The sequence below is a fragment of the Microtetraspora malaysiensis genome (assembly GCF_001528665.1).
Classification (GTDB): domain Bacteria; phylum Actinomycetota; class Actinomycetes; order Streptosporangiales; family Streptosporangiaceae; genus Microtetraspora_A; species Microtetraspora_A malaysiensis.
Genome location: NZ_BBYJ01000004.1, coordinates 419,257 through 441,944 on the forward strand (window position 1 = coordinate 419,257; position 22,688 = coordinate 441,944).

General features: G+C 70.5%; 27 protein-coding genes. 7 read left to right on the plus strand and 20 right to left on the minus strand.

What is annotated here, in order from left to right:
* Positions 1 to 143 precede the first annotated feature (143 nt).
* The 10 genes from AWQ71_RS01835 to AWQ71_RS01875 form a co-directional block, all read right to left on the minus strand.
* Entirely contained in the window at positions 144 to 338 is a 195-nt protein-coding gene (locus AWQ71_RS01835; RefSeq protein ID WP_067125373.1) for a hypothetical protein, read from the minus strand.
* A 188-nt stretch (positions 339 to 526) separates the two neighbouring features.
* The gene (locus AWQ71_RS39760; RefSeq protein WP_084258333.1) at positions 527 to 796 is read right to left on the minus strand and encodes an acylphosphatase; all 270 of its coding nucleotides are present in this window, start codon (positions 794 to 796) and stop codon (positions 527 to 529) included.
* A 34-nt stretch (positions 797 to 830) separates the two neighbouring features.
* Positions 831 to 1,745, minus strand: coding sequence for a bifunctional DNA-formamidopyrimidine glycosylase/DNA-(apurinic or apyrimidinic site) lyase (mutM, locus tag AWQ71_RS01840; protein WP_067125376.1), 915 nt, complete (start codon positions 1,743 to 1,745; stop codon positions 831 to 833).
* A gap of 35 nt (positions 1,746 to 1,780) precedes the next feature.
* On the minus strand, positions 1,781 to 2,515 hold the full coding sequence (rnc, locus tag AWQ71_RS01845; protein WP_067125379.1) for a ribonuclease III: 735 nt from the start codon (positions 2,513 to 2,515) through the stop codon (positions 1,781 to 1,783).
* 250 nt (positions 2,516 to 2,765) lie between these two features.
* Complete coding sequence (rpmF, locus tag AWQ71_RS01850; protein WP_061255026.1) at positions 2,766 to 2,945, minus strand: 50S ribosomal protein L32; 180 nt, start codon at positions 2,943 to 2,945, stop codon at positions 2,766 to 2,768.
* Between the two features lies 1 nt (position 2,946).
* A complete protein-coding gene (locus AWQ71_RS01855; protein WP_067125382.1) occupies positions 2,947 to 3,501 on the minus strand; it encodes a YceD family protein in 555 nt (184 codons plus the stop codon).
* Positions 3,502 to 3,571: 70 nt separating this feature from the next.
* Positions 3,572 to 4,048 (minus strand): pantetheine-phosphate adenylyltransferase, encoded by a 477-nt coding sequence (gene coaD / locus AWQ71_RS01860; protein ID WP_067125385.1) that lies wholly within the window; start codon positions 4,046 to 4,048, stop codon positions 3,572 to 3,574.
* 15 nt (positions 4,049 to 4,063) lie between these two features.
* On the minus strand, positions 4,064 to 4,633 hold the full coding sequence (rsmD, locus tag AWQ71_RS01865; RefSeq protein WP_067125388.1) for a 16S rRNA (guanine(966)-N(2))-methyltransferase RsmD: 570 nt from the start codon (positions 4,631 to 4,633) through the stop codon (positions 4,064 to 4,066).
* Positions 4,634 to 5,010: 377 nt separating this feature from the next.
* Positions 5,011 to 7,170: an ATP-dependent DNA helicase RecG gene (gene recG, locus AWQ71_RS01870; RefSeq protein WP_067125392.1), complete on the minus strand. Its 2,160-nt coding sequence runs from the start codon at positions 7,168 to 7,170 to the stop codon at positions 5,011 to 5,013.
* 186 nt (positions 7,171 to 7,356) lie between these two features.
* On the minus strand, positions 7,357 to 8,937 hold the full coding sequence (locus AWQ71_RS01875) for a DAK2 domain-containing protein (RefSeq protein WP_067125396.1): 1,581 nt from the start codon (positions 8,935 to 8,937) through the stop codon (positions 7,357 to 7,359).
* A 219-nt stretch (positions 8,938 to 9,156) separates the two neighbouring features.
* Here AWQ71_RS01875 and rpmB point away from each other — a divergent pair, with 219 nt between their 5' ends.
* Positions 9,157 to 9,342: a 50S ribosomal protein L28 gene (rpmB, locus tag AWQ71_RS01880; RefSeq protein ID WP_061255238.1), complete on the plus strand. Its 186-nt coding sequence runs from the start codon at positions 9,157 to 9,159 to the stop codon at positions 9,340 to 9,342.
* 106 nt (positions 9,343 to 9,448) lie between these two features.
* Here rpmB and thiD read toward each other — a convergent pair whose 3' ends face one another.
* Both thiD and AWQ71_RS01890 read right to left on the minus strand, forming a co-directional pair.
* Positions 9,449 to 10,246, minus strand: a complete 798-nt coding sequence (thiD, locus tag AWQ71_RS01885; RefSeq protein WP_067125399.1) for a bifunctional hydroxymethylpyrimidine kinase/phosphomethylpyrimidine kinase — start codon at positions 10,244 to 10,246, stop codon at positions 9,449 to 9,451.
* An 82-nt stretch (positions 10,247 to 10,328) separates the two neighbouring features.
* Positions 10,329 to 11,375, minus strand: coding sequence for a thiamine-phosphate kinase (locus AWQ71_RS01890; RefSeq protein WP_067125402.1), 1,047 nt, complete (start codon positions 11,373 to 11,375; stop codon positions 10,329 to 10,331).
* Between the two features lie 64 nt (positions 11,376 to 11,439).
* Between AWQ71_RS01890 and AWQ71_RS01895 the strand changes: the two genes are divergently transcribed.
* Both AWQ71_RS01895 and AWQ71_RS01900 read left to right on the plus strand, forming a co-directional pair.
* On the plus strand, positions 11,440 to 11,673 hold the full coding sequence (locus AWQ71_RS01895) for an Lrp/AsnC family transcriptional regulator (RefSeq protein ID WP_066942771.1): 234 nt from the start codon (positions 11,440 to 11,442) through the stop codon (positions 11,671 to 11,673).
* Between the two features lie 11 nt (positions 11,674 to 11,684).
* Positions 11,685 to 12,143, plus strand: coding sequence for a DUF3515 domain-containing protein (locus AWQ71_RS01900; protein WP_067125405.1), 459 nt, complete (start codon positions 11,685 to 11,687; stop codon positions 12,141 to 12,143).
* A 10-nt stretch (positions 12,144 to 12,153) separates the two neighbouring features.
* Here the strand turns inward: AWQ71_RS01900 and AWQ71_RS01905 are convergent, their stop codons facing one another.
* The 3 genes from AWQ71_RS01905 to AWQ71_RS01915 all read right to left on the minus strand — a co-directional run bounded on the left by AWQ71_RS01905 (position 12,154) and on the right by AWQ71_RS01915 (position 15,296).
* Complete coding sequence (locus AWQ71_RS01905) at positions 12,154 to 13,272, minus strand: D-alanine--D-alanine ligase family protein (RefSeq protein WP_067125408.1); 1,119 nt, start codon at positions 13,270 to 13,272, stop codon at positions 12,154 to 12,156.
* Positions 13,273 to 13,447: 175 nt separating this feature from the next.
* Positions 13,448 to 14,455 carry an NAD(P)H-dependent glycerol-3-phosphate dehydrogenase gene (locus tag AWQ71_RS01910; protein ID WP_067125412.1) on the minus strand — a complete coding sequence of 336 codons (1,008 nt, stop codon included), beginning with the start codon at positions 14,453 to 14,455 and terminating at the stop codon, positions 13,448 to 13,450.
* A gap of 121 nt (positions 14,456 to 14,576) precedes the next feature.
* Positions 14,577 to 15,296 carry a lysophospholipid acyltransferase family protein gene (locus AWQ71_RS01915; RefSeq protein ID WP_067125415.1) on the minus strand — a complete coding sequence of 240 codons (720 nt, stop codon included), beginning with the start codon at positions 15,294 to 15,296 and terminating at the stop codon, positions 14,577 to 14,579.
* 207 nt (positions 15,297 to 15,503) lie between these two features.
* Between AWQ71_RS01915 and cofC the strand changes: the two genes are divergently transcribed.
* Complete coding sequence (gene cofC / locus AWQ71_RS01920; protein WP_067125418.1) at positions 15,504 to 16,202, plus strand: 2-phospho-L-lactate guanylyltransferase; 699 nt, start codon at positions 15,504 to 15,506, stop codon at positions 16,200 to 16,202.
* 62 nt (positions 16,203 to 16,264) lie between these two features.
* Here the strand turns inward: cofC and AWQ71_RS01925 are convergent, their stop codons facing one another.
* Positions 16,265 to 17,758 carry an MFS transporter gene (locus tag AWQ71_RS01925; protein ID WP_067125421.1) on the minus strand — a complete coding sequence of 498 codons (1,494 nt, stop codon included), beginning with the start codon at positions 17,756 to 17,758 and terminating at the stop codon, positions 16,265 to 16,267.
* A 193-nt stretch (positions 17,759 to 17,951) separates the two neighbouring features.
* On the opposite strand from AWQ71_RS01925, the gene AWQ71_RS01930 reads away from it, so the two are divergent.
* On the plus strand, positions 17,952 to 18,683 hold the full coding sequence (locus tag AWQ71_RS01930) for a TetR/AcrR family transcriptional regulator (RefSeq protein WP_067125424.1): 732 nt from the start codon (positions 17,952 to 17,954) through the stop codon (positions 18,681 to 18,683).
* 126 nt (positions 18,684 to 18,809) lie between these two features.
* On the plus strand, positions 18,810 to 19,013 hold the full coding sequence (locus AWQ71_RS01935; protein ID WP_067125427.1) for a hypothetical protein: 204 nt from the start codon (positions 18,810 to 18,812) through the stop codon (positions 19,011 to 19,013).
* Between the two features lie 229 nt (positions 19,014 to 19,242).
* Here the strand turns inward: AWQ71_RS01935 and AWQ71_RS01940 are convergent, their stop codons facing one another.
* From AWQ71_RS01940 to leuC, 4 genes are read right to left on the minus strand one after another with little or no spacing between them, the layout of a single operon-like run.
* Positions 19,243 to 19,539, minus strand: coding sequence for an HU family DNA-binding protein (locus AWQ71_RS01940; protein ID WP_066942789.1), 297 nt, complete (start codon positions 19,537 to 19,539; stop codon positions 19,243 to 19,245).
* A gap of 49 nt (positions 19,540 to 19,588) precedes the next feature.
* Complete coding sequence (locus tag AWQ71_RS01945; protein ID WP_067125430.1) at positions 19,589 to 19,849, minus strand: SCO5555 family protein; 261 nt, start codon at positions 19,847 to 19,849, stop codon at positions 19,589 to 19,591.
* A complete protein-coding gene (leuD, locus tag AWQ71_RS01950) occupies positions 19,828 to 20,415 on the minus strand; it encodes a 3-isopropylmalate dehydratase small subunit (protein ID WP_067125432.1) in 588 nt (195 codons plus the stop codon). Before leuD ends, AWQ71_RS01945 begins: the two co-directional genes overlap by 22 nt.
* Positions 20,416 to 20,438: 23 nt before the next feature.
* Positions 20,439 to 21,827 (minus strand): 3-isopropylmalate dehydratase large subunit, encoded by a 1,389-nt coding sequence (leuC, locus tag AWQ71_RS01955; protein WP_067125435.1) that lies wholly within the window; start codon positions 21,825 to 21,827, stop codon positions 20,439 to 20,441.
* A gap of 136 nt (positions 21,828 to 21,963) precedes the next feature.
* Here leuC and AWQ71_RS01960 point away from each other — a divergent pair, with 136 nt between their 5' ends.
* Positions 21,964 to 22,680, plus strand: coding sequence for an IclR family transcriptional regulator (locus AWQ71_RS01960; protein WP_066942797.1), 717 nt, complete (start codon positions 21,964 to 21,966; stop codon positions 22,678 to 22,680).
* Positions 22,681 to 22,688: the final 8 nt, after the last annotated feature.

Below are 22,688 nucleotides of genomic sequence, written 5' to 3' on the forward strand. Positions count from 1 at the left end.
TTGTACGGAACCGGGATTATCGAACCGTTGACGGGAAGGCCTATCGGGACGAATGCGTTTATACCGGCCGCAAAAATGCATTGGGCTACACAAATGACAAGGGACGCCTTTGGCAGGCGTCCCTGACGGTGATTCCTCCGGCCTCAGGTGAGGGCCGGCTCGCGATCCTCCAGCCGGACCAGTGCCTCATCCCGAGACTGCGCCGCCAGCGCGTCGTTCTGTGCCTGGAGCCGGGTGAGTTCTGCCTCCAGGTCCCGGATGCGCTGCTGGAGGCGGCGCATTTCGGAGACCATCCGAGGATCAGGACCGCCGACGTGGCCGAGTAGAGCCTTCGCCATAGTAAAGGGTCCTCCACGCTGAGTGACCAGACTGGTTCGCGCACTTCATGCCGCGGGAGGGGTGCGCGTGGTTCCTCTCAAGAGTCGCACCGGTATTGGAGGCGGTCAAGTTGAACGCTTCACACAGACGCACCGATGGACACTCTCGGCATGTAAATATACCGCATTTGCGACGCCCGAAGGAAGGGCTATCGCTCGACAAAACCCACCAAACCGCCCTTTGCGTCACTCCAACGTTCTGTAACGCCATCCACTCTCCCGGGCGTGTCACTGCTTCTGAGCAGCCCGAGGAGCGACTCACATGATTCCCGTGAGCCTTCGGCCACGACCTCAACCCTGCCATCCGACAGATTCGTCGCCCAACCGGCCAGTCCGAGCTCCAGCGCCCTGGCCCGGGTCCACCAGCGGAACCCCACACCCTGCACCCGCCCGCGCACCCACGCCGTCAACCGGATCATGACTCACAGTATCCCGGAGGTCTCTGGCGCGGACTCAGGGATGGGCGTCTCGCGGGCGCGGCTGGCACCGGGGGCAGCTGTAGGAGGACCTGTTCATGAACGCCTCCCGCCTGATCGGGGTGCCACAGCGGCGGCAGGGCTCGTCCCGCCTCCCGTACACGGCGAGCGACCGGTCGAAGTAGCCGCTCTCGCCGTTGACGTCCACATACAGGCTGTCGAAGGACGTGCCGCCCTCGTCGAGCGCCTCGCCCATCACGGCGCGAGCGGCGCCGAGCAGCTCGGCGATCTTCTTCGTGGACAGCGACTCGGTGGGCCGGGCCCAGTGCAGCCGCGCCCGCCACAGCGCCTCGTCGGCGTAGATGTTGCCGACCCCGCTGATCAGCGACTGGTCGAGCAGCGCCCGCTTGATCCCGGTACGACGGCGGCGCAGCCGGGCCGCGAACTCCGCCTCGTCGAACACGTCCTCGAACGGGTCGGGCGCGATGTGCGCCACCGGCTCCGGCACCGGACGGACCCGCCCGCCGCGCGACGGCGGCTCGGGCGCCGTCAGGGGCGCGACAAGGAGGTGGCCGAACGTGCGCTGGTCGACGAACCGCAGGTCGGACCCACCGTCGGCGAAGCCGATCCGGACCCGGAGGTGCTTCTCCAGCGGGGCGTCCGGCTCGATCACCAGGAGCTGGCCGCTCATGCCCAGATGGGCGAGCAGGGCCTCCCCCGCCTCTCCCTCGGGCCCGCCAGGCTCGGCACCCTCGTCACCGAGGGGAAGCCACAGGTACTTGCCGCGCCGCTCGGCGGAACGGATCTCGCGCCCCTTGAGCTGGTCGGCGAGCTCACCCGCGTTCCTGCGCACCGCGCGCGGGTGCAGCACCTCGGCCGACGCGATCGTCCGGCCGGAAACCCAGCGTTCGAGGCCGCGCCTGACGACCTCGACCTCGGGCAGCTCAGGCATCCCGTCCCCTCAACTCACCCGTGCCGGAGCGCGGCTCAACCCTGGCCGAGCCCGGCGCCTTCCTTGGCCTCGCGGACGGCGCGGATCGCCGTCCACGCCGCCTCCGCGGCCTGCTGCTCCGCCTCTTTCTTGCTCCGTCCCGCGCCGGTGCCGTACTCGGTACCGCCGACCCGGACGGTGGCCACGAACGACTTCGCGTGATCGGGGCCGCTCTCCGCGACGTGGTACTCCGGCACGCCGAGCATCTCGGCGGCGGTCAGCTCCTGCAGCGAGGTCTTCCAGTCGAGGCCCGCCCCCAGGGAGGCCGACCGCGTGATCAACGGGTCGAAGAGCAGGTGCACGACGCGGAACGCCTCGTCCAGGCCCTTGTCGACGTAGACCGTGCCGATCAGCGCCTCCAGGGTGTCGGCGAGGATCGAGGACTTGTCCCGCCCGCCGGTGCCCTCCTCGCCCCGGCCGAGGCGGAGGTACTTCCCGAGGTTCAGGCCGCGCGCCACGTCCGCGAGGGCGCGCATGTTGACCACGGCGGCGCGCAGCTTGGCGAGCTGCCCCTCAGGAAGATCCGGGTGCCCCCGGAACAATGTGTCGGTGACCACCAGCCCGAGCACCGAGTCCCCCAGGAACTCCAGGCGCTCGTTCGTGGGCAGGCCACCGTTCTCGTACGCGTAGGACCGGTGCGTCAGCGCCCGCTCCAGGATGCCCGTGCTGAGTGCCACGCCGATCTCGCGTGCCAGCTCGTCCCTGGCGATCTCAACTGCTACCGGCTTCATCGCTGCGCCCACCGCTCCTCCTGTTCACCTGTGCATGGCAAGGCCGCACGGTGACTGGTCCGGTGATCAGCCCGAAGACGTGGTGGGCGCCGGTTCCCCGCTGATCGGGGCCTCCCGGCGTCCACCACGGCCGCGGGCACGTCCGCCTGCCGTCGTGCCTCCGCCCGCCACCGTACGCGCTGAAAGCAAGGTAACGCCGACCGGGGCGTCTTGACGACCCGGCCGGCGTTCCGTTCCGCTTGTCGCGCGATCAGGCCGACGGCTCGATGACCTGACGACGGTTGTAGGTGCCGCAGCTCGGGCACGCCACGTGCGGGCGCTTCGGCGAGCGGCACTGGGGGCAGCTCACGAGCGCGACCGCGGCGGCCTTCCACTGGGACCTGCGGGCGCGGGTGTTGCTCCGCGACATCTTCCGCTTGGGGACGGCCACGTCAACCCTCCTGATCGTCTTTCTTGTCCACAACCAAACCCTGCAGCGACGCCCAGCGCGCGTCGATCCGCTCGTGCCCGTGGTCCGGGCCGGCTTCCGCCAGCTTGACCCCGCATTCCGCGCAGAGACCGGGGCAGTCTTCACCGCACATCGGGCTCAGCGGCAGTGCGAGCACCACCGCGTCGCGGAATATCGGCTCGAGATCGAGCAGTTCGCCGTCGAGGAGCAAGTCGTCCTCTCCGGCGTCCTCCGCCGAGTAGAAGAAAAGCTCCTGGAACCCGACCTCGATCTCCGAGGTCAGCGGATCCAGGCAACGTGAGCACTCTCCACTGAGAGGAACCCGCGCCGTGCCCGTGACGAGCACGCCTTCCATCACCGCCTCGAGCCGGATGTCCAGCTCGACGTCGGCGTTCTTGGGAACGCCGATCATTCCGACCGCGAGGTCCGCCGGTGCCGGAAGAACCGGGCTGATCCTGCGCATCGACCCCGGTCGCCGTCCCAGATCGTGAGTGGAGATCACCCATGGGGCTCGGGGGTCGAGGCTGTGCAGAGTCATCCTGCTCTCGTTAGGCATGACGAATCACCGCCGTCGTGCAAGGCCGGATAGAAAGGATACCAGCAGCTGGTCAGCCCCTGAGCCGCTCGATGAGCAGCCGCTGGACGAGGTCAGGGACCAGGCCGGATACGTCCCCACCATACCGTGCGATCTCCTTCAGTCTGCTCGACGAGAGGAAGGAGTACTCCGGGTTGGTGGACATGAACAGCGTCTCCACACCGGACATGCGGTAGTTGAGCTGCGCCATCTGGAGCTCGTAGTCGAAGTCGCTGACCGCCCGCAGGCCCTTCACGATCGTCGGGATGTCGTTCTGGCGGCAGAAGTCGACCAGCAGCCCGTGGAACTTCTCGACCCGGACGTTCCCGTACTCCTTGGTCACCGCCTCGAGCATCTCGATCCGCTCGTCCACGGTGAACAGGCCGGCCTTCTCAATATTGATCAACACGGCCACGACGACCTCGTCATACAGCCGGGAGGTCCGGCCGATGATGTCCAGATGTCCGTTGGTCACGGGGTCGAACGACCCCGGGCATACGACGCGACGCAAGGCGCACCCCCAGGTTTACGGGTTCCCGGCTGCGTGACCGTACCAAACGGCCGCTTCCCCGTAACGGCGGACCCTGTCCTCCTCGAAGCCCGGCGGCCAGACCAGGTCCTTCCCCCTGGACTCGCGCTCGAAGGCGACCAGCGTGCCCTCGCCGACCCACCCTTCGGAGCGCAGCGCCTCCAGCACCCGGGTGACGGCCTCGTCGCCGACGGAGTACGGCGGGTCCGCGAACACGAAGTCGTACGGCTCGGCACACCCCTGGGCCAAGACCCGCTCGACCTTCTCCGCCCTGAGCACGGCTCCGGGCAGGCCGAGAGTGGCGATGTTCTGCCTGATGGTCCGTGCGGCCTTGGCGTCCGACTCGACGAGGAGGGCGTGGCTCGCGCCCCTGCTCAGTGCCTCCAGGCCGACCGCCCCCGACCCGGCGTAGAGATCGAGGACCCTGGTCCCGTCAAACGATCCCAAAAGCGACCCCACTGTCGAGAACAGCCCCTCCCGGGCACGATCGCTCGTCGGCCTGGTGCCCCTGCCCGGTGGCACGGCCAGCCTGCGTCCTCCTGCGCTGCCTGCGATGACCCGCGTCATCTGTTCATTGTCCCGCTCCGGGAAGGGGGTCCGGGACGGCGGTGCGCCCGCACCGGGCGGCCCCGGGAGCGGTCAAGAGTGGGCAAGCGGGGGCGACGAATGGGTAAGAGCGGTATCGCACGGCCTCCGCGTTCCGCATGATGATTCTGCGGCCTTCAAGGTGACCCAGGGGAAGGCCGGCCGGCGTGGTCGTGAGCCCTTCCGCACGCCGGCGCCCTCGGCACCTGACCCGAGGGTGGGCCCAGCCGGGGACGGCATTCGGGGGGAGGCCGTCCCAAGGCTGGGCCCTGGGTCATTCTTATGCGCGCGGCCGTCGGCCGCCGCGATCAGCGCTCGGGCGGGGCCGTTCACGCCGTCTCCGTTCGCGCCTTCTCCGTTCACGCCTTCTCCAGGAACTCGGCGCGCTCATCGCCCAGGAGGGCGTCGAGCTCGGCCCGCAGGACCGGATGGTCCGCCAGCTCGGGATCGGCCGTCAGGAGCGCGCTCGCCTCCTCTCGCGCCGCCTGGATCACGTCCTCGTCGCGGAGCAGCTGCAGCATCTTCAGCGACGACCTGCGGCCCGACTGCGCGGCCCCGAGCACGTCCCCCTCGCGGCGCTGCTCCAGGTCCACCCGGGACAGCTCGAAGCCGTCCAGGGTGGCGGCCACCGCGTCCAGGCGGGTACGCGCCGGGGTGCCGGCGGCGGCCTCGCTCACGAGCAGGCACAACCCCGGCAGACCGCCCCGCCCGACCCGGCCGCGCAACTGGTGCAGCTGGGAGACGCCGAACCGGTCCGCGTCCATGATGACCATGACCGAGGCGTTCCGAACGTCGACGCCGACCTCGATCACCGTGGTGGCCACGAGCACGTCGATCTCACCCTTGGTGAAGGAGCGCATCACCGCGTCCTTCTCCTCCGGGGGGAGCTTGCCGTGCAGGACGCCGACCCGCATGCCGTGCAACGGGCCCTCGGCCAGCATCTCCGCCACCTCGAGCACCGCGAGCGGCGGCCTGCGCTCGTCGTCCTCCTTGCCGAGGTCGCCCTCGTCGCCCTCCTGGTCGCCGATGCGGGGGCAGACGACGTACGCCTGGCGGCCGAGCCCGACCTCCTCGCGCACCCGCTCCCAGGCGCGGTCGAGGAAGTGCGGCTTCTCGGCGGCCGGCACCACGTGGGTGGTGATCGGCGCGCGGCCGGACGGCAACTGCGACAGCGTGGAGACCTCCAGGTCGCCGAACACCGTCATCGCGACCGTCCTCGGGATGGGGGTGGCGGTCATGACCAGCACGTGGGGACGGCCGCCGCCGCCCTTCTCGCGGAGCGCGTCGCGCTGCTCCACGCCGAAGCGGTGCTGCTCGTCCACCACGACCAGGCCGAGATCGGCGTACTGGACGTGCTCCTGGATCAGCGCGTGGGTGCCGACCACGATGCCCGCGGCTCCCGAGGCGGCGTCGAGCAGCGCGCTCCGCCGCGCCGCCGCGCCCATGGAGCCGGTCAGCAGGGTCACGCCGGTGCCGCCGAACATGCCGCCGGTCGCGAGATCGCCCAGCATCCCGATGATCGACCTGTGATGCTGCTGGGCCAGGACCTCCGTCGGGGCGATGAGCGCCGCCTGCCCGCCCGAGTCGACCACCTGGAGCATCGCCCGCAACGCGACGACCGTCTTGCCCGCGCCCACCTCGCCCTGCAGCAGCCGGTGCATGGGGTGCTCGCGGGCCAGATCCGCGGCGATCTCCTCGCCGACCTGGCGCTGCCCCTCGGTCAGCTCGAACGGCAGCCGCCCCTCGAAGTCGCGCAGCAGGCCGTCGGGACGCCCCGGCCTCGGGCGGGCCGGCCAGGCGGAGGCCGCCAGCCTGCGTCTGGCCAGCACGGACTGGAGCAGGAACGCCTCGTCGAACTTCAGCCGCCCGCGGGCCAGGGAGATGTCGGCCTGGCTCCGCGGCCGGTGGATGTGGCGCAGCGCCACCTCAAGCTCGGGAAGATCGTGCCGGTGCCTGATCTCGGCCGGGAGCGGGTCGTCCAGCGCCAGCACGTCGAGCACGGTGCGTACGGCCCGGCGGATCGTCCACGTGGCCAGCCCCTGCGCGGAGGGATAGATCGGCACCGGCGCGGCGGCGAACTCGGCCACGTCCTCGATCTCCTCCGTCTCGTACTCGGGATGGGTGAGGGAGACCCGGCGCCGGCCGGCCTGCAGTGGGAAGACGTTGACCTTGCCGGAGAACATCGCCTCGGTGCCGGGGGTCAGCCGCTGCTCCGCCACGAAGGCGCCCTTGCCGAAGAAGGCGAGGTGCAGCCGCTCTTGACCGTCGGTCACCTCGACGTCCAGCCAGGTGCCCTGCCGGTTTTTCATCGGCCGCCGTTGCAGCGCCGCCACCCGGGCCACGACCGTGACGTGCTCGTCGTGCTGCAGCGAGGAGATCGGCGTCAGCTCGCCGCGCTCGGCGTAGCGCCGTGGGTAGTGGCGGAGCAGCTCCCCCACGGTGGCGATGCCGAGCGCGCGCTCCAGCGGGCCGGCCGTACGGCCCAGCGCCCGCTTCAGCGGCTCGTCGAACCTCGTCATGCGCCCCCCTCACGTGACGGGATCGTGTCCTGCGCCGCGACCGCGCGCGGCCCGACGCCCCGCCCGCCCGGCAGGCGAGGCGCGACGGCCGGAAGACGCGCGGTCACGAAGATAAGTTCTACCGCCGGTGACCGACAGAAATCACCTGGGCGCCCGCCCCGCCCCTCCGGCGGGACGGCAGGGGCGTCACTCCACGCCGATGAGCAGCGGGTAGCCGCCCTGTCCCCCTTCGTAGACGACCACCTCGACGTCCGGGCGCACCCGCGCCAGATGGTTCCGTACGGCCCCCTCCGGGGCGGCGGCGGAGGCGGCTCCGGTCACCAGCGTCACCAGCTCGCTGCTCGACGACATCATGCGTTCGGCGACCCGCACCGCCACATCGGCGAGATCGGCGCCGATGAGGGCGACGTCGCCGTCGACGACGCCGAGCACGTCGCCCGGACGGCACAGCCCGGCACTGGTCACGGCCTCGCGGTCGGCCACCCACACGTGCCCGTGCCGGGTGTGTCCCGCCGCGTCGGTCATCGCCACGACGTCGTCGTCGAAGCGGCGCAGCGGATCGTGCACCGCGAGCGCGGCGAGCCCCTGGACCGATGCCCTGGTCGGCAGCACGCTGACCGTCAGCCCCTCCTCGCGGGCGACCTCCGCGGCCGCCACGGCCACCGCGTGCGCGCCGCTGTCGTTCGGCAGCACCACCACCTCGCCGCCCGCCTCCCTGATCGCCGCGAGCACCGCGGCGAGGGGCGGGGCGGCGCCGGGCTCGCGCCGTACGACGACGGCTCCGGCCCGCCGGAAGAGGGCGGCGAGGCCGTCGCCCGCCGCGATCGCGACCACGCCGCGCGCCGGTGCGGGCTCGTGGACCCGGCCGCCGAGGTGGGTCACCCGGATGCGGTGCGGGCGCCCGGCCGCGATCGCCGCCTCGATCGCGGCGCCGGCGTCGTCCACGTGCACGTGGACGTTCCAGAGGCCGTCGCCGCCGACGATCACCAGGGAGTCGCCCAGCGCGTCCAGCTCCCTCCTGAGCCGGCCGACCGCCTCCTCGGACGCGTCCAGGAGGTACATCACCTCGTAGCCCGGCGTGGCCTCGCGGGTCTTCTCCCGCGCCTCCTCGACCGGGGCCCGCCCGGCCGCCGGGGCGGGAACCTCGTGCCGCTCGCTGAACGCGTCGGTGACCACCTCGGCCAGGGTCTCCAGGATGATCACCAGGCCCGCGCCGCCCGCGTCGACCACGTGGTTCCTGGCCAGCACGTCGAGTTGTCGCGTGGTGCGAAGCAGCGCCCTCCGCGCCTCCTCCGCCGCGATCCGCGCCACCTCGCCGAGGTCGTCGGAGGCGTGCCGCACGGCCTCGGCGACGGCGGACAGAACGGTCAGCACGGTGCCCTCGACCGGCCGCATCACGGCGGCCCTGGCCATCTCGGCGGCCCGCGTCAACGCCCGGCGCAGGTCGGCTCCGCATCCGTCGGCGCGTCCGAGCACCTCGGCCAGCCCGCGGATCGCCTGGCTGACGATCACTCCCGAATTACCCCGGGCGCCGAGCAGAGCCCCCTGGGCGAGTGCCTGCCAGGTCCGGTCGCGCCCCGCGTCGCCGGGCAGGCCGTCCAGCGCCTCCGCCGCGGACAGCACGGTGAGGTGCAGGTTCGTCCCGGTGTCGCCGTCGGGGACGGGGAACACGTTGAGCGCGTCTATCTCCGCCCTGGCCCGGCCGAGCGCGTCCGCGCACCGGCGTGACCAGCGGCGAACGGCGGGCGGGTCGAGCACCTCAAGCATGAACGCCGCCCCCTCGGTCCGGTGACCCGCACGCGTGGCGCCGCCGAGATGCGCTACCGTTGGTCGCTACGAGATTATCCCCGTTCGCCGGGATCCCGTTTGGCGTGCAACGGCTGACATCGGATATCCTCGTGTGGCCAGCCGGTTGCCCCGGCACGCTCGGATGAGCCGCTTCTCAGCGGACCGGGCCGATTCGACTGATCTGAAGGAGCGATGACCGTGGCTTCCGTCTGCGACGTCTGCGCTAAGAAGCCGACTTTCGGCAACAACGTCTCCCACTCGCACCGCCGCACCCGCCGCCGCTGGAACCCGAACATCCAGACCGTGCGTGCGACGGTCAACGGGACGCCGAAGCGGATGAACGTGTGCACCTCCTGCATCAAGGCAGGTAAGGTCACCCGCTGACCTCACTTCTTTCGAAGCCCGTCACCGATCCGGTGGCGGGCTTTCGCGTTGCCCGCGCCCGCTGCTCCGGGTCGCTCGGGCGACCGCGCGGGTCACACCCGGCCGGTCAGGCGGTTCGCCAGCGCCACCCGTGGTCGACGGGGCCGATGCCCGCGCCGAGCGGGAAGCCGTGCGCGATCGCGCCGGTGACGTACTCCTTGGCCTGCCGTACGGCCTCGGGCAGGTCGTCGCCAAGGGCGAGGCGGGAGGCGATGGCCGAGGCGAGCGTGCACCCGGTGCCGTGCGTGTGGCGGTTGTCGAGGCGCTCGGCGGCGAAGCGGTAGCTCCGGTCTCCGTCGGTCAGCAGGTCCACGGGGTCGCCGGGCAGATGGCCGCCCTTGATGAGCGCCCAGCGCGGCCCGAGCGCGAGCACGGCCTCGGCCGCGCGCGGCAGGTCGTCCTCGTCCTCGACCGTGACCGAGGTGAGCTGCTCGACCTCCCAGAGGTTCGGCGTGACCACGGTCGCGACCGGCAGCAGCAGTTCTTTGAGGGTCTCGACCGCCTCGGGCGCGAGCAGCGAGTCCCCGTGCTTGGAGACGCCGACCGGATCGACCACGACGGGGGCCGCCACGCCGGCGAGCGTGCGGGCGACCGTCTCCACGAGCACCGGCGAGGCCAGCATCCCCGTTTTGACGGCCTGGACGCCGATGTCGCCGAGCACGGAGTCGAGCTGCGCCCGGACCGCCTCCTCCGGCAGTTCCCAGTACCCCTGGACGCCGAGCGAGTTCTGCGCGGTCACCGCGGCGATCACGCTCATGCCGTGCACCCCGAGAGCCAGCATCGTCTTGAGGTCGGCCTGGATGCCGGCGCCGCCGCCGGAGTCGGAACCGGCGATGGTGAGGACGCGCGCGGGAGTGGAGGTCATGCCCCTATCAAACCAGGACATTTCCCCACCCTTGCCCATACGGTGCGCGGGCGGGGCGAACCGCCTCCCCGGCGTTTCCCGATCAATCGTGCGAACTACGGAAATGGTCCCAGCCGCCCCACGCGTCCGCGCGCCCGGCGACGTGGACCCCCTCACCTTCCGTGACCCGGCCGATCACCAGCCACGGCTCCGGGAGGCGTACGTCAGAGGGGAAGACGGCGGCGAACGCGTGGTCGTCCCCTCCGGTGAGGATCCACTCCAGCGGGTCGGCCCCCAGCGCGCGGGCGGCCGCGGCGAGCGCCGGGCCGACGGGGAAGGCGCCGGGGTCAAGCTCGATCCGGACACCGCTCGCCTCCGCGATGTGGTCGAGGTCCTGCAGAAGCCCGTCGCTCACGTCGAGCATGGCCGTCGCGCCGAGCCGGGCCGCGCCGGGACCGCACGCGTACAAGGGGCGGGGACGGCGATGGGCGTCCACGAGAGCCGACAGCAGCTCCTCGATCCCACCGTCCCCGGCGACCACACGGCCTTCCGCACCGCCCCTCGGCACCCCCTCCGGCGGACCCGACGGGCCGGAAACGACGTCCGGGCCCACCCGGCCGGCCTGGAGCAGCGCCAGTCCCGCCGCGGCGTGACCGAGACGGCCCGCGACCGCGACGACCTCCCCCGGGAGGGCGCCCGACCTGGTCACCGGCCGTCTCCCGCCGAGGTCGCCGAGCGCGGTGACGCCGAGCACCACTGTGTCGGAGCGGGAGATGTCCCCGCCCGCCACGCTCGCGCCGACGAGCGCGCACTCGTCCCGGAAGCCGTCGGTGAGGGCGTCCAGCCAATCGGTGGTGACGTCGGCGGGCATCCCCAGGCCGACGAAGATCGCCGTCGGATCAGCCCCCATAGCCGCTATATCGGAAAGATTCTGGGCTGCCGCTTTCCGGCCGATGTCATAGCCACTGGACCAATTGCGACGGAAGTGCCTACCCTCGATTAGGAGATCCGTACTTACGACGACCCGCCCGTCCGGCGCGCTCAGAACAGCGGCGTCGTCTCCAGGTCCGAGCAGCACGGCCGCGCCCTGCGGCAATCGCCCAGCGATACGTCCAATTACACCGAATTCGCCAAGATCTCCGACTGTGATGGCACACCCCTAGTGCATTCGAGGTACGGTACGCTCCGGCACTGATCTCTATCCGGAGGGCGTTATGGTGCAGGCCTACATCCTTATCCAGACCGAGGTCGGCAAGGCGGCCAATGTGGCCGGCCAGATCGCCGGGATCACGGGAGTCACCCAGGCGGAGGATGTCACCGGTCCCTACGATGTGATCGTCCGGGCCGAGGCCCGCAACGTCGACGAGCTGGGCAAGCTGGTGGTGGCCCAGATTCAGGCTGTCGAGGGCATCACGCGTACTCTTACATGTCCGATCGTGCACATCTGACCTGGGAAGAGATGCGAAGACTGATCCCGCCGGCCCGGCCGGCGGCCGCGTTGGCGGCCGGGCTGCTCGCCGTCCTGTCCCTTTCCGCCTGCTCCGGCGCGGTGCGGGTGGAGCCGCCGAAGCCGGAGGGAGCCGCGGCCGCGGCGTGCCAGAAGCTCGCCACCGCGCTCCCCAACCGGCTCGACGGTGTGGAGCGGGTGGAGAGTGACCCGCCCTCGCCGTACGTCGCGGTGTGGGGAGCGGGCGAGATCGCCCTCCGGTGCGGGGTGGAGCGGCCCGCCTCGATGGCCGCCACGGACCAGGCGACCGACCTCGACGGCGTCACCTGGTACCAGGATCCCCGGCTCCCGGCGCTGTTCACCGCGATCAACCGCGCGGCGTACGTCGAGGTGACGGTCTCCGGGAAGCACGTTCCCGGAGACGTGATGGTGGATCTGGCCGGCCCGATCAAGTCGTCCATCCCCGAGTGACCGATCCGGCTCAGCGCAGCCCCGCGGGGCGTTCGAGCGCGAGCCGGATCAGGTGATCGACGAGCTCCGCGTACGGCAGGCCGGTCGCGGCCCAGAGCTGCGGCGCGACCGAGAGCGACGTGAAGCCGGGCATCGTGTTGATCTCGTTGAGGATGATCTCACCGGAGGGCGTGTAGAAGAAGTCCACCCGGGACAGCCCCTCGCACGACAGCGCCTCGAAGGCCCGCACGGCCATCGCGCGCACCTCCTCGGCGGTCTCCGCCGGGATGTCGGCGGGCGCGGCGAGCGCCATCTGGTCGGGGTAGTACTTCGCCTCGAAGTCGAAGAACTCGCGCTCGCCCCGCACCAGCACCTCGCCGGGGACGCTCGCCTTCGGCGGCGCGTCGCCGAGGGACTCGAGCACGGCGCACTCGACCTCCCGGCCGACGATCGCGGCCTCGACCAGCACCTTGGGGTCGTGCTCGCGGGCGACGTCGATGGCGGCCTCCAGCGACTCCAGGTCGTGCGCCTTGGAGATGCCCTGTGAGGACCCGGCGCGGGCCGGCTTGACGAACACCGGCCAGCCGAGCTCCTCGACCTCCTTGAGCACCCTCCCGCGGTCGGTGCGCCAGTCGCGGTCGCGGACGACGACGAACGGCCCGACCGGCAGCCCCGCCGCCTTGAGCACGAGCTTCATGTACGCCTTGTCCATGCCGACCGCACTCGCCAGCACGCCTGAGCCGACGTAGCGCACCCCGGCCATCTCCAGGAGGCCCTGGATGGTGCCGTCCTCGCCGAACGGCCCGTGCAGCATCGGGAAGACCACGTCCACCTCACCGAGGGAGCGCGGGATATGCCCGGGGTCGAGCGCGATGATCGACCCGGAGTCGGACGGCAGAGCGAGCGCCGTGCCGGAGTCGCCGACGACCGGCAGCTTGCCGTCTTCAATCGCGTAACTCTGCCCCTCGGACACCAGGACCCAGCGTCCGTCGGGAGCGATGCCGACCGGGATGACCTCGTACTTCGACCGGTCGATCGCGCCGATCACGCTGCCCGCGCCCATCAGCGACACCGCGTGCTCGGAATTGCGCCCGCCGAAGACGACGGCGACTCGGATCGGCCGGGAAGGCACCTCGCGCTGCTCGTTCATGATGCTCGAATGTACCGCTTCCGGACGGGGAACCCGCTTGTCAGGCCCGGGTGTAACCGTTCGGGCGCATGGTGTCGAGCGCCTGCGTCACGTCCATGATCAGGTCTTCCGCGTCCTCCGGCCATGGACCGCGCGGGAGTTCTCCACGAGCCTCCCGCGCCCGCGCCTCATGGGGCTACACGCCGTAGCGCTCCGGTTTCGGGGTACGCGACATCAGGAGCATCGCCGCCTCGGACGGGGCCATCCCGTCGTGGACCACGCCGACCACGACCTCGGTGATGGGCATCTCCACGTCGTGCTTCCTCGCCAGCTCGAGAACCGACTCGCACGACTTGACTCCCTCGGCGGTCTGCTTCGTCACCGCGACGACCTCGGCCAAGGTCATCCCGCGCCCCAGATTCTCACCGAAGGTGCGGTTCCTGGACATCGGGGAGCTGCACGTCGCCACCAGATCGCCCATGCCGGCGAGGCCGGCGAACGTGTGCTGGTCGGCCCCGAGCGCCGCGCCGAGCCGGGCGATCTCGGCGAGGCCGCGGGTCATGAGCATCGCGGTCACGTTGTCCCCCAGCCCCATGCCGACCGCGACGCCGACCGCGAGCGCGATCACGTTCTTCACCGCGCCGCCGAGCTCGACACCGACGACGTCCGGGTTGGTGTACGTGCGGAACCACGGCAGGTGGCAGGCGTCCTGGAGCCGCCGCGCGACCTCCTCGTCCGAGCAGGCCACCACCGCGGCGGCGGGCTGCCGCTGGGCGAGCTCGGGGACGAGGTTCGGTCCCGAGACCACCGCCACCCGCTCGGGGGGCACGCCCGCGACCTCGCAGATGACCTCGCTCATCCGCTTGCAGGTGCCCCGCTCGACGCCTTTCATGAGGCTGACCAGAACGGCGTCCGGCGGGAGGTACCGCTTCCACGCGGCGAGGTTGTCGCGGAGCGTCTGGGCCGGCACGGCGAGGACCACGAAGTCGGCCCCCTCCATCGCCTCCGCCGGATCGGTGGTGGCGCGCAGGCTCTCCGGCAGCCGCAGCCCGGGAAGGTACTCCGGGTTCTCATGCCTCTCGTTGATCGCGTCGACGACCGAGGCCCGTCTCCCCCACAGCATCGTCTGGGTGCCCGCCTCCGCGAGGATCATCGCGAACGTGGTCCCCCACGAGCCAGTACCGAAAACGACAGCCCTGCTCACCGCTCGCTCACCATTCCTCGTAATCCGGCGAGACGGCCTCGTCTCCCGGCCGGCCGTTCCACTCGCCGCTCGCCGGTCGTGCCCGTTCCCCGCGCGTCGTCCTTCTCACCGTACGCGCTCGTCAGGAGTGAGCCGCGTTTTTCGGGTCATATGGGATTTCCGGCGCTTCTTCCTTGCGGATCTCCGCGAGTTGGGTGGTGATGGCGGACATGATGTCGGCGGTCGCCTCGCGCAGGACCGTGCCGCGCATCGGCTGGCCCTGGTACTTCGACAGGTCGACGGGCGGGCCGGCCAGCACCCGGAACGTCTTGCGGGGGAACAGCCGCGGCTTCTTCTCGCCGTAGGGCAGGAGCTCGTGGGCGCCCCAGTGGGCGACCGGGATCACGGGCGCGCCGGTCACGAGCGCCAGCCGCGCCACGCCGGTCTTGCCCACCATGGGCCACATGTCCGGGTCGCGGGTGATCGTGCCCTCGGGGTAGAAGATGACGCAGCCCCCGTCCCGGAGCCGCTGCTCAGCTGTCTTCAGGGACTGGGTGGCCTCGGTGCTGCCCCGGTGAACCGGGATGGTCAGCCACCGGGTGATGACACGCCCGAGCACCGGGATCTTGAAGAGCCCCGACTTGGCGAGGATCACCGGCCAGCGCCTGTTGTTGTACAGGTAGTGCGAGAGCAGGAGGGGGTCCGACCACGACATGTGGTTGGCCGCGATGATCACGCCTCCGGAACGGGGCACGAACTCCCCTCCGCGCCAGACATGCCTGGTCAGCAGGAGCGACAGCGGCTTCACGATCAGGACGGCCAGGACTTCCCAGAACCAGGAGGGACGGCTACGGCGTTTCATTTCTGCTCCTCGTGTGCCGGCCGGACGGGGAACCACGGCGCGCCGCGCCGGCTGCGCGCGCCCCTCCCGGCGGGAACACGGGCGCGCGCCATCGCGCCCCGTCGTCCGCTCACTCGCTCCTCCACGTACTGATCCGCCGCTCCCGGCGGCGGGTGCCCCAAGTCTCCCGGTTGGCTCCGGGCGCTGTCGAGGCGGGAAGCTTACGTTATGCAGCTCACACGATGGACCCTCGTGGTGCCGGTGAAGACCATCATCAGGGCGAAGACCCGCCTGGCGGGCGCGGCGGGGCCGTACCGCGCCGACCTGGCGGTCGCGCTGGCGTGCGACACGGTGTCCGCGGCGCTGAGCTGCCCCCGTGTCCACCGCGTGATCGTCGTCACCGCGGACCCGGTGCCGGCGGAACGGCTGGCCGCGCTGGGCGCCCACGTGGTGACCGACCCCGACCGGGGGCTCAACACCGCGCTGCGCTTCGGCGCCGCCGAGGCCGTACGGCTCGCGCCGGACGACGCCGTCGGGGCGCTCCAGGCGGATCTGCCCGCGCTGCGCCCCGCGGAGCTGGAACGGGTCCTCGCGGCCGCCGAGGAGTTCGACCAGGCGTTCGTGCCCGACGCGGCCGATGTCGGGACCACCTTCTACGGCGTACGGCCGGGTGTGCCCTTCCGGCCCCGATTCGGCGGCGAGTCGAAGGCCCGGCACCTCTCCGGCGGAGCGAAGGAACTGGTCATGGACGGCATCGCCTCCGTCCGCAGGGACGTGGACACGGTGGAGGACCTGCGCGAGGCGCTCGCCCTGGGCCTGCCCGCCACCACTTCGGCCGTGGTCGCGCGGATCCGGCCCCCGATCACCGGCGCCGCGCCGTACGGGCGGGGTGGGGAAGCGGGCGTGGCCACGCGATCGGAGAGGTGATCGCGCGGCCACACGGACGACGGTTCGGATGCGATCGGATGTGATCGAACGGGCATCTCAGCTCAGGCGGACAGGGCCTCCTTCGCCGGCTCCGCTTCGAGGGCGTCCTCCTCGCGGGCGTACTTCGGCAGGAGGAAGGCGACCACGAACGTGAGCAGCAGCATGCCCACCACGACACACAGCGTGACCTTCATGGCGTGGTCGAAGCTCGTGCCGGTGGGGACCGGGCCGAGCAGGTCGAAGAAGACCGTGCCGAGCAGAGCCACGCCGAACGCGTTGCCGAGCTGCTGCACCGCGGTGAGCGTGCCGGAGGCCGAGCCGGTCTCGTGCTGCTCGACGCCGGAGAGCACGATGTCGAAGAACGGGCCCATGAGCAGGCCCATGCCGATGCCGGTCACGATCAGGGCGGGCGCGAGCTGCCACGGCGTGACGCCGATCCCGGCCAGGTCGATGGTCAGGTAGACGCCGGCCGCGCCGAGAGCCATCACGAGCGCCCCGCCGTGCAGGACCTTGCGGCCGAACCGCTTGACCGCCTGCATGATGCCCATGCCGAGGATCATGCCGATCGACCAGGGCACTCCGGCGAGGCCGGCCTTGATCGGCGAGTAGCCCAGCCCGATCTGGGTGTAGAGGTTGAAGACCAGCATGAACCCGGCCATGCCGGAGAAGAAGACGATGCCGGTCAGCAGGCCGCCGGTGAAGGCGCGCTTGCGGAACAGGCTCGGCACGATCAGCGGGTCGCCCCCGGCCCGGCTCTTACGCGACTCGAACCACCCGAAGAACGCGAAGATGACGACGGACGCGCCGATCATCACGAACGACCAGACCGGCCAGTCGTTCTCCCGGCCCTGAACCAGCGGGAAGACGATCAAGACCGCGGCCAGCGACGCGATGACGACGCCGGGGACGTCCAGCCGCAGCGGGTGCGGCGAGCGGGACTCCGGCAGGAAGCGAAGGGCCCCGGCGAGCGCGGCCAGACCGAGCGGCAGGTTGATGAGGAAGATCATGCGCCAGCCGGTGCCGAAGAAGTCCGCGTCCACCAGCCAGCCGGCGAGGATCGGACCGCCGACCGAGGCCAGGCCCATGACCGGGCCGAACAGGACGAAGGCGGACTGCATCTCCTTGGGCGGGAACATCTCCTTGATCATCCCCAGCCCCTGCGGCAGCATGACGGCCCCGAACAGGCCCTGGACCACGCGCGCGGAGATGAGCGTCTCGGGCGACTGGGCGACGGCACACAGCAGCGACCCGAGGACGAACCCCCCGGCGCCGATGACGAACATCCTCTTGCGTCCGAAGATGTCGCCCAGCCGGCCGCCCGTGAGCAGCCCGGTCGTCATGGCCAGCGTGTACGCCGCGCCGAGCCACTGAAGCGTGCTCTCGCTGCCGCCGATCTCGGCCCTGATCGTCGGCCCGGCGATGTTGGTGACCATCGCGTCGAGGAGGTCCATGACCTCGGCGGCGAGGATCACGAAAAGAGCGGCCCAACGCCATCTGTACGGCGCCGGCTCGTGGGTGGGCGGTGCGGATGCCACCGCCTCGTCGGATGTGGTCATGGTTTCCTCCAGGGTGCATGAGAACACTGTTCAGTTAGACAGATCGCTGTTCTATCATCGAACGGCGTTCGTTGAAAACGTGCGGTGTTCTCAAGATATATCGCCTCTGTGTGGCGCACAAGATATATCTCGTTTCCGATCGCCGTTCGGTTCTGGTGAGCGATGTTCACTACCATGTGCGGCGGGAGGCCACATGACAGAGCGCGACATGCCCACACCGCCCTGGGAGCGAGCGCGCAGGCGCCCCACCCGGGCACGCGTCCCCCTCACCCGCGAGCGCATCGTCGACGCCGCCTTCGTCGTGCTCGACCAGGAGGGGCTCGACGGGCTGAGCATGCGCCGGGTCGCCTCCGAGCTCGGCGTCACGGTCTCCGCCCTCTACGCGCACGTCGACAACAAGAACGAGCTGCTGGAGCTGATGTACCACCGGCTCTTCGACGGCTTCGAGCTACCGGAGCACGACCCCGAGCACTGGCAGGAGCAGCTCAAGAACTTCGCGCGGGAGAGCCGCGCCCGGATGCAGCACCACCGCGACATGGCCCGCATCTCCATGGGGCAGACGCCGTTCTCCCCCGAGCTCCTGCCGCATGTCGAGAGGCTGCTCGCCCTGCTGCGCGCGACCGGGTTGCCCGACCGCGTCGCCGCCATCGCCGGAGACATGCTCTCGACCTACATCGACGGCTTCGTCGCCGAGGAGACCATCTGGCGGGAGCGCTACGAGGGCGAGGACGTCAAGTCGTGGAGCGAGATCCGCGACGAAATGAAAGCGTATTTCGGGGCGCTCCCACCCGACCGGTTCCCCAACATGCTCGCGGTGGCGAACCTCATGGTGGACGAGACCAACGACTACCGCTTCGAACTCGGACTCGACATCATCCTGCGCGGCCTCGCCTCCTACGTGGAAGAGCCGCCCGACGCGAGCTGAGCCGGGGCGGCGGCGCGCCGACCCCGAAGAGCCTCAGTACGGGCGCGTTCCACCACCCCCCGCCCGGCCCGCCCACCTCGCGGCGACGCATTATCCGCCCCGCGTCGGGACGAGTACGCTGATCAGGTGCAGGCCACGGTGAAGACCTTCGACGACGCGACCCACTGCGGGTCGGTGTTCCTGGACGACGGCACCGAGCTGCCGTTCGACACCGCCGCCTTCGACGCCGGCCCGCTGCGGCTGCTGCGCACCGGCCAGCGGGTGAACATCCTCCTCGACGGCGACCGCATCACCTACGTCACCCTCTCCACCTTCCCCGTGCCCCGCTGAATTGCGCTCGCTCCGCTCGCGCGGGCTCGGGGCGCCTTCAGTCGATGTCTTCCCTCGTCTCTCGGGGCCTCGTCCCTCAGCCCACTCGTTCCTCAGTCCAGACACCGCCGCGCCCCGAGCGTGATGGTTCACCGCCGTAGTGAATGTTGGCGCTCGCGCGGGCTCGGGGCGGGGAAAAGCAGGACGGCGCCCGGATCATCCGGACGCCGTCCTCAACCGAAAACCGCCACTACTTCTTGGCCGACTTCTTCCCGCCTGCGTTGACGAGCTCCTTGAAGTCGTTTCCGGGGCGGAACTTGGGCCCCCAGCTCTCCTCGACCTTGATCGGCGCGCCGGTCGAAGGGTTCCGAGCCGTGCGGGCAGGCTTGTGGACCATCTCAAACGCGCCGAACCCGGTGATGGAAACCTTGTCCCCACTCGCGACGGCGTGCTGAATGGCGTCAAGGATCGCGTTGACCGCCTCGGTGGCCGTCTTCTTGTCACCGACGCGATCCGTGATCGCGTCGACGAGTTCCTTCTTGTTCATTGGTTCCTCCCCCTTACGCGCTTGAAATTAGGGGACTCGTGCATGGGACTCAATCACCCTGCGATGCGTTTCGCCCACTCGGCGTGTCGGCTTCGCCGTCCAGATAGGCGATGAAGGCATCAAGCCGGGCGATTGCATGCTCCATGTCCTGTTTCGCCACGTTACAGATGGCAAGCAACCTGTGTGTCAGGCGGGTCCGCTCTTCATGGGGCACATCCATCGCCCGGACGCGGCGGTGCGCCTCACGCAACCCCCGCGCCAGGTAGTCGTCCTCTAGCTGAAGCTCGTTCAGACAGTCGTCGGCAGCCATGGCTGCCGTCCATTCTCGTACACCGCGACGTCGTCGGCGTGACGCAGGGTCAGGCCGATGTCGTCCAGGCCCTCCATGAGCCGCCAGCGCGTGTAGTCGTCGATCTCGAAGGACCAGGACTCCGAGCCCAGCCTGACCTCGCGCTCGGCAAGGTCGACGGTGATCTCGACGGTGGGGTCGGCCTCGGCCGCGGCCTGCAGCCGCTCCACGACCTCCGAGGGCAGGATGACCGGGAGCAGGCCCATCTTCGTCGAGTTGTTGCGGAAGATGTCGCCGAAGCGGGCCGCGATCACGACGCGGAAGCCGTACTGCTGCAGCGCCCATACGGCGTGCTCCCGCGAGGAGCCGGTGCCGAAGTCGGGGCCGGACAGCAGGATCGAGGCGCCCTGGTAGGCGGGGTTGTTGAGGATGAAGGACGGGTCCTCCCGCCAGGCGGCGAACAGCCCGTTCTCGAAGCCGGTACGGCTGACCTGCTTGAGCCAGACGGCCGGGATGATCTGGTCGGTGTCGACGTTGCTGCGGCGCAGGGGAACGGCCCTGCCGGTGTGCGTGGTGAAGGCTTCCATCGGTGGTCTTCCTCGAAAAGGGCCTAGGCCAGGTCTGCGGGAGCGGTCAGCTTGCCGGTGACGGCGGTCGCGGCGGCGACCTGCGGGGACACCAGGTGGGTGCGACCCCCCTTGCCCTGACGGCCCTCGAAGTTGCGGTTGGAGGTGGACGCGCTGCGCTCACCCGGCTTCAGCGTGTCGGGGTTCATACCGAGGCACATCGAGCAGCCCGCCTCACGCCACTCGGCGCCGGCGTCCTTGAACACCTGGTCCAGGCCCTCCTCCTCGGCGGCCTTCTTGACCAGCATGGAGCCGGGCACGATCAGCGTGCGGGTGACGACCGTGCGGCCGCGCAGGATGTCGGCGGCGGCGCGCAGGTCCTCCAGCCGGCCGTTGGTGCAGGAGCCCACGAAGACGGTGTCCACGGGGACCTCACACAGCGGCGTCCCGGCGGTCAGACCCATGTACTCCAGGGCGCGCTCGGCGGCGGACCGCTCGATCGGGTCGTCGAACTCCTCCGGCGAGGGGACGGCCGAGCCCAGCGGAGCGCCCTGGCCCGGGTTCGTGCCCCAGGTGACGAACGGCGTCAGCGTGGAGGCGTCGATCTCCACGACCTTGTCGAAGACGGCGTCGTCGTCGGTGCGCAGGCTCTTCCAGTACTCGACGGCCGCGTCCCAGGCCTCGTCGGCCGGCGCGTGCGGGCGGCCCTTGAGGTAGGCGAAGGTCGTCTCGTCCGGAGCGATCATGCCGGCCCGGGCGCCCGCCTCGATCGACATGTTGCAGACGGTCATCCGGCCCTCCATGGAGAGCTTGCGGACGGCCTCGCCGCGGTACTCGACGATGTAGCCCTGGCCGCCGCTGGTGCCGATCTTCGCGATGATGGCGAGGATCAGGTCCTTGGCCGTGACGCCCACCGGCAGCTCGCCGGTGACCTCGATGGCCATGGTCTTCGGCCGGTACGCGGGCAGCGTCTGGGTGGCCAGCACGTGCTCGACCTCGGAGGTGCCGATGCCGAACGCGATGCCGCCGAAGGCGCCGTGCGTGGACGTGTGCGAGTCACCGCAGACGATCGTCATGCCGGGCTGGGTCAGGCCGAACTGCGGGCCGATGATGTGGACCACGCCCTGGCCGGCGTCGCCCATGGGGTGCAGCCGGATGCCGAACTCGGCGGCGTTCTTGCGCAGCGTCTCGACCTGGGTGCGCGACACCGGGTCGGAGATCGGGCCGAGCACGGTCGGGACGTTGTGGTCCTCGGTCGCGATGGTGAGATCGGGCCGCCGCACCGTACGCCCCGCCATGCGCAGGCCGTCGAACGCCTGCGGGCTGGTCACCTCGTGGATGAGGTGGAGATCGATGTACAGCAGGTCCGGCTCGCCGTCGGCACGCCGCACGACGTGCTGCTCCCAGACTTTCTCGGCCAGTGTGCGACCCATGGTTGTGACGCCTCCTTGCGTTCGACCTCCCGACGTCTCTCATCATGAGACGGAAATATCGGGATATGGACAAGCCTACCGGGTAATCCGGACCATCGTGTTTGCGTCTCGGATCGCGAGACGGCAGTATCGGGGGATGGACAACTCTAGCGGAGTCGGAGTTCTCGACAAGGCCGTTCTCGTTCTCAACGCCCTGGAAGCGGGGCCTGCTTCCCTGGCGCAGCTCGTCCAGGCGACCGGCCTCGCCCGGCCGACGGCGCACCGCCTCGCCGTCGCCCTTGAGCACCACCGCATCGTCTCCCGCGACACGCAGGGGCGTTTCGTCTTGGGACCCCGGCTCTCGGAGTTGTCCACGGCCGCCGGCGAGGACCGTTTGCTCGCCGTCGCCGGGCCCGTTTTGACCCATCTGCGCGACCTCACCGGGGAGAGCGCCCAGCTCTACCGGCGCCAGGGTGACGAGCGCGTGTGCGTGGCCGCCGCCGAGCGCGCGAGCGGCCTGCGCGACACCGTACCCGTCGGGTCCGCGTTGCCGATGACCGCGGGCTCGGCCGCGCAGATACTGCTCGCTTGGGAGGAGCCCGACCGGCTGCACCGCGGCCTGCGCGGCGCGAAGTTCACCGCCGCCACGCTCGCCAGCGTACGCAGGCGGGGATGGGCGCACAGCGTGGGAGAGCGCGAGCAGGGCGTCGCGAGCGTCTCGGCCCCCATCCGGGGCGCGGGCGGCAAGGTCATCGCCGCGGTTTCCGTGTCCGGACCGATCGAGCGGCTCACCCGCACGCCGGGTCGGATGCACGCCGCCCCCGTCGTTGCCGCCGCGGAACGGATCACCGAGGCGATGCGGCGCGCTAACTGATTAGAGAG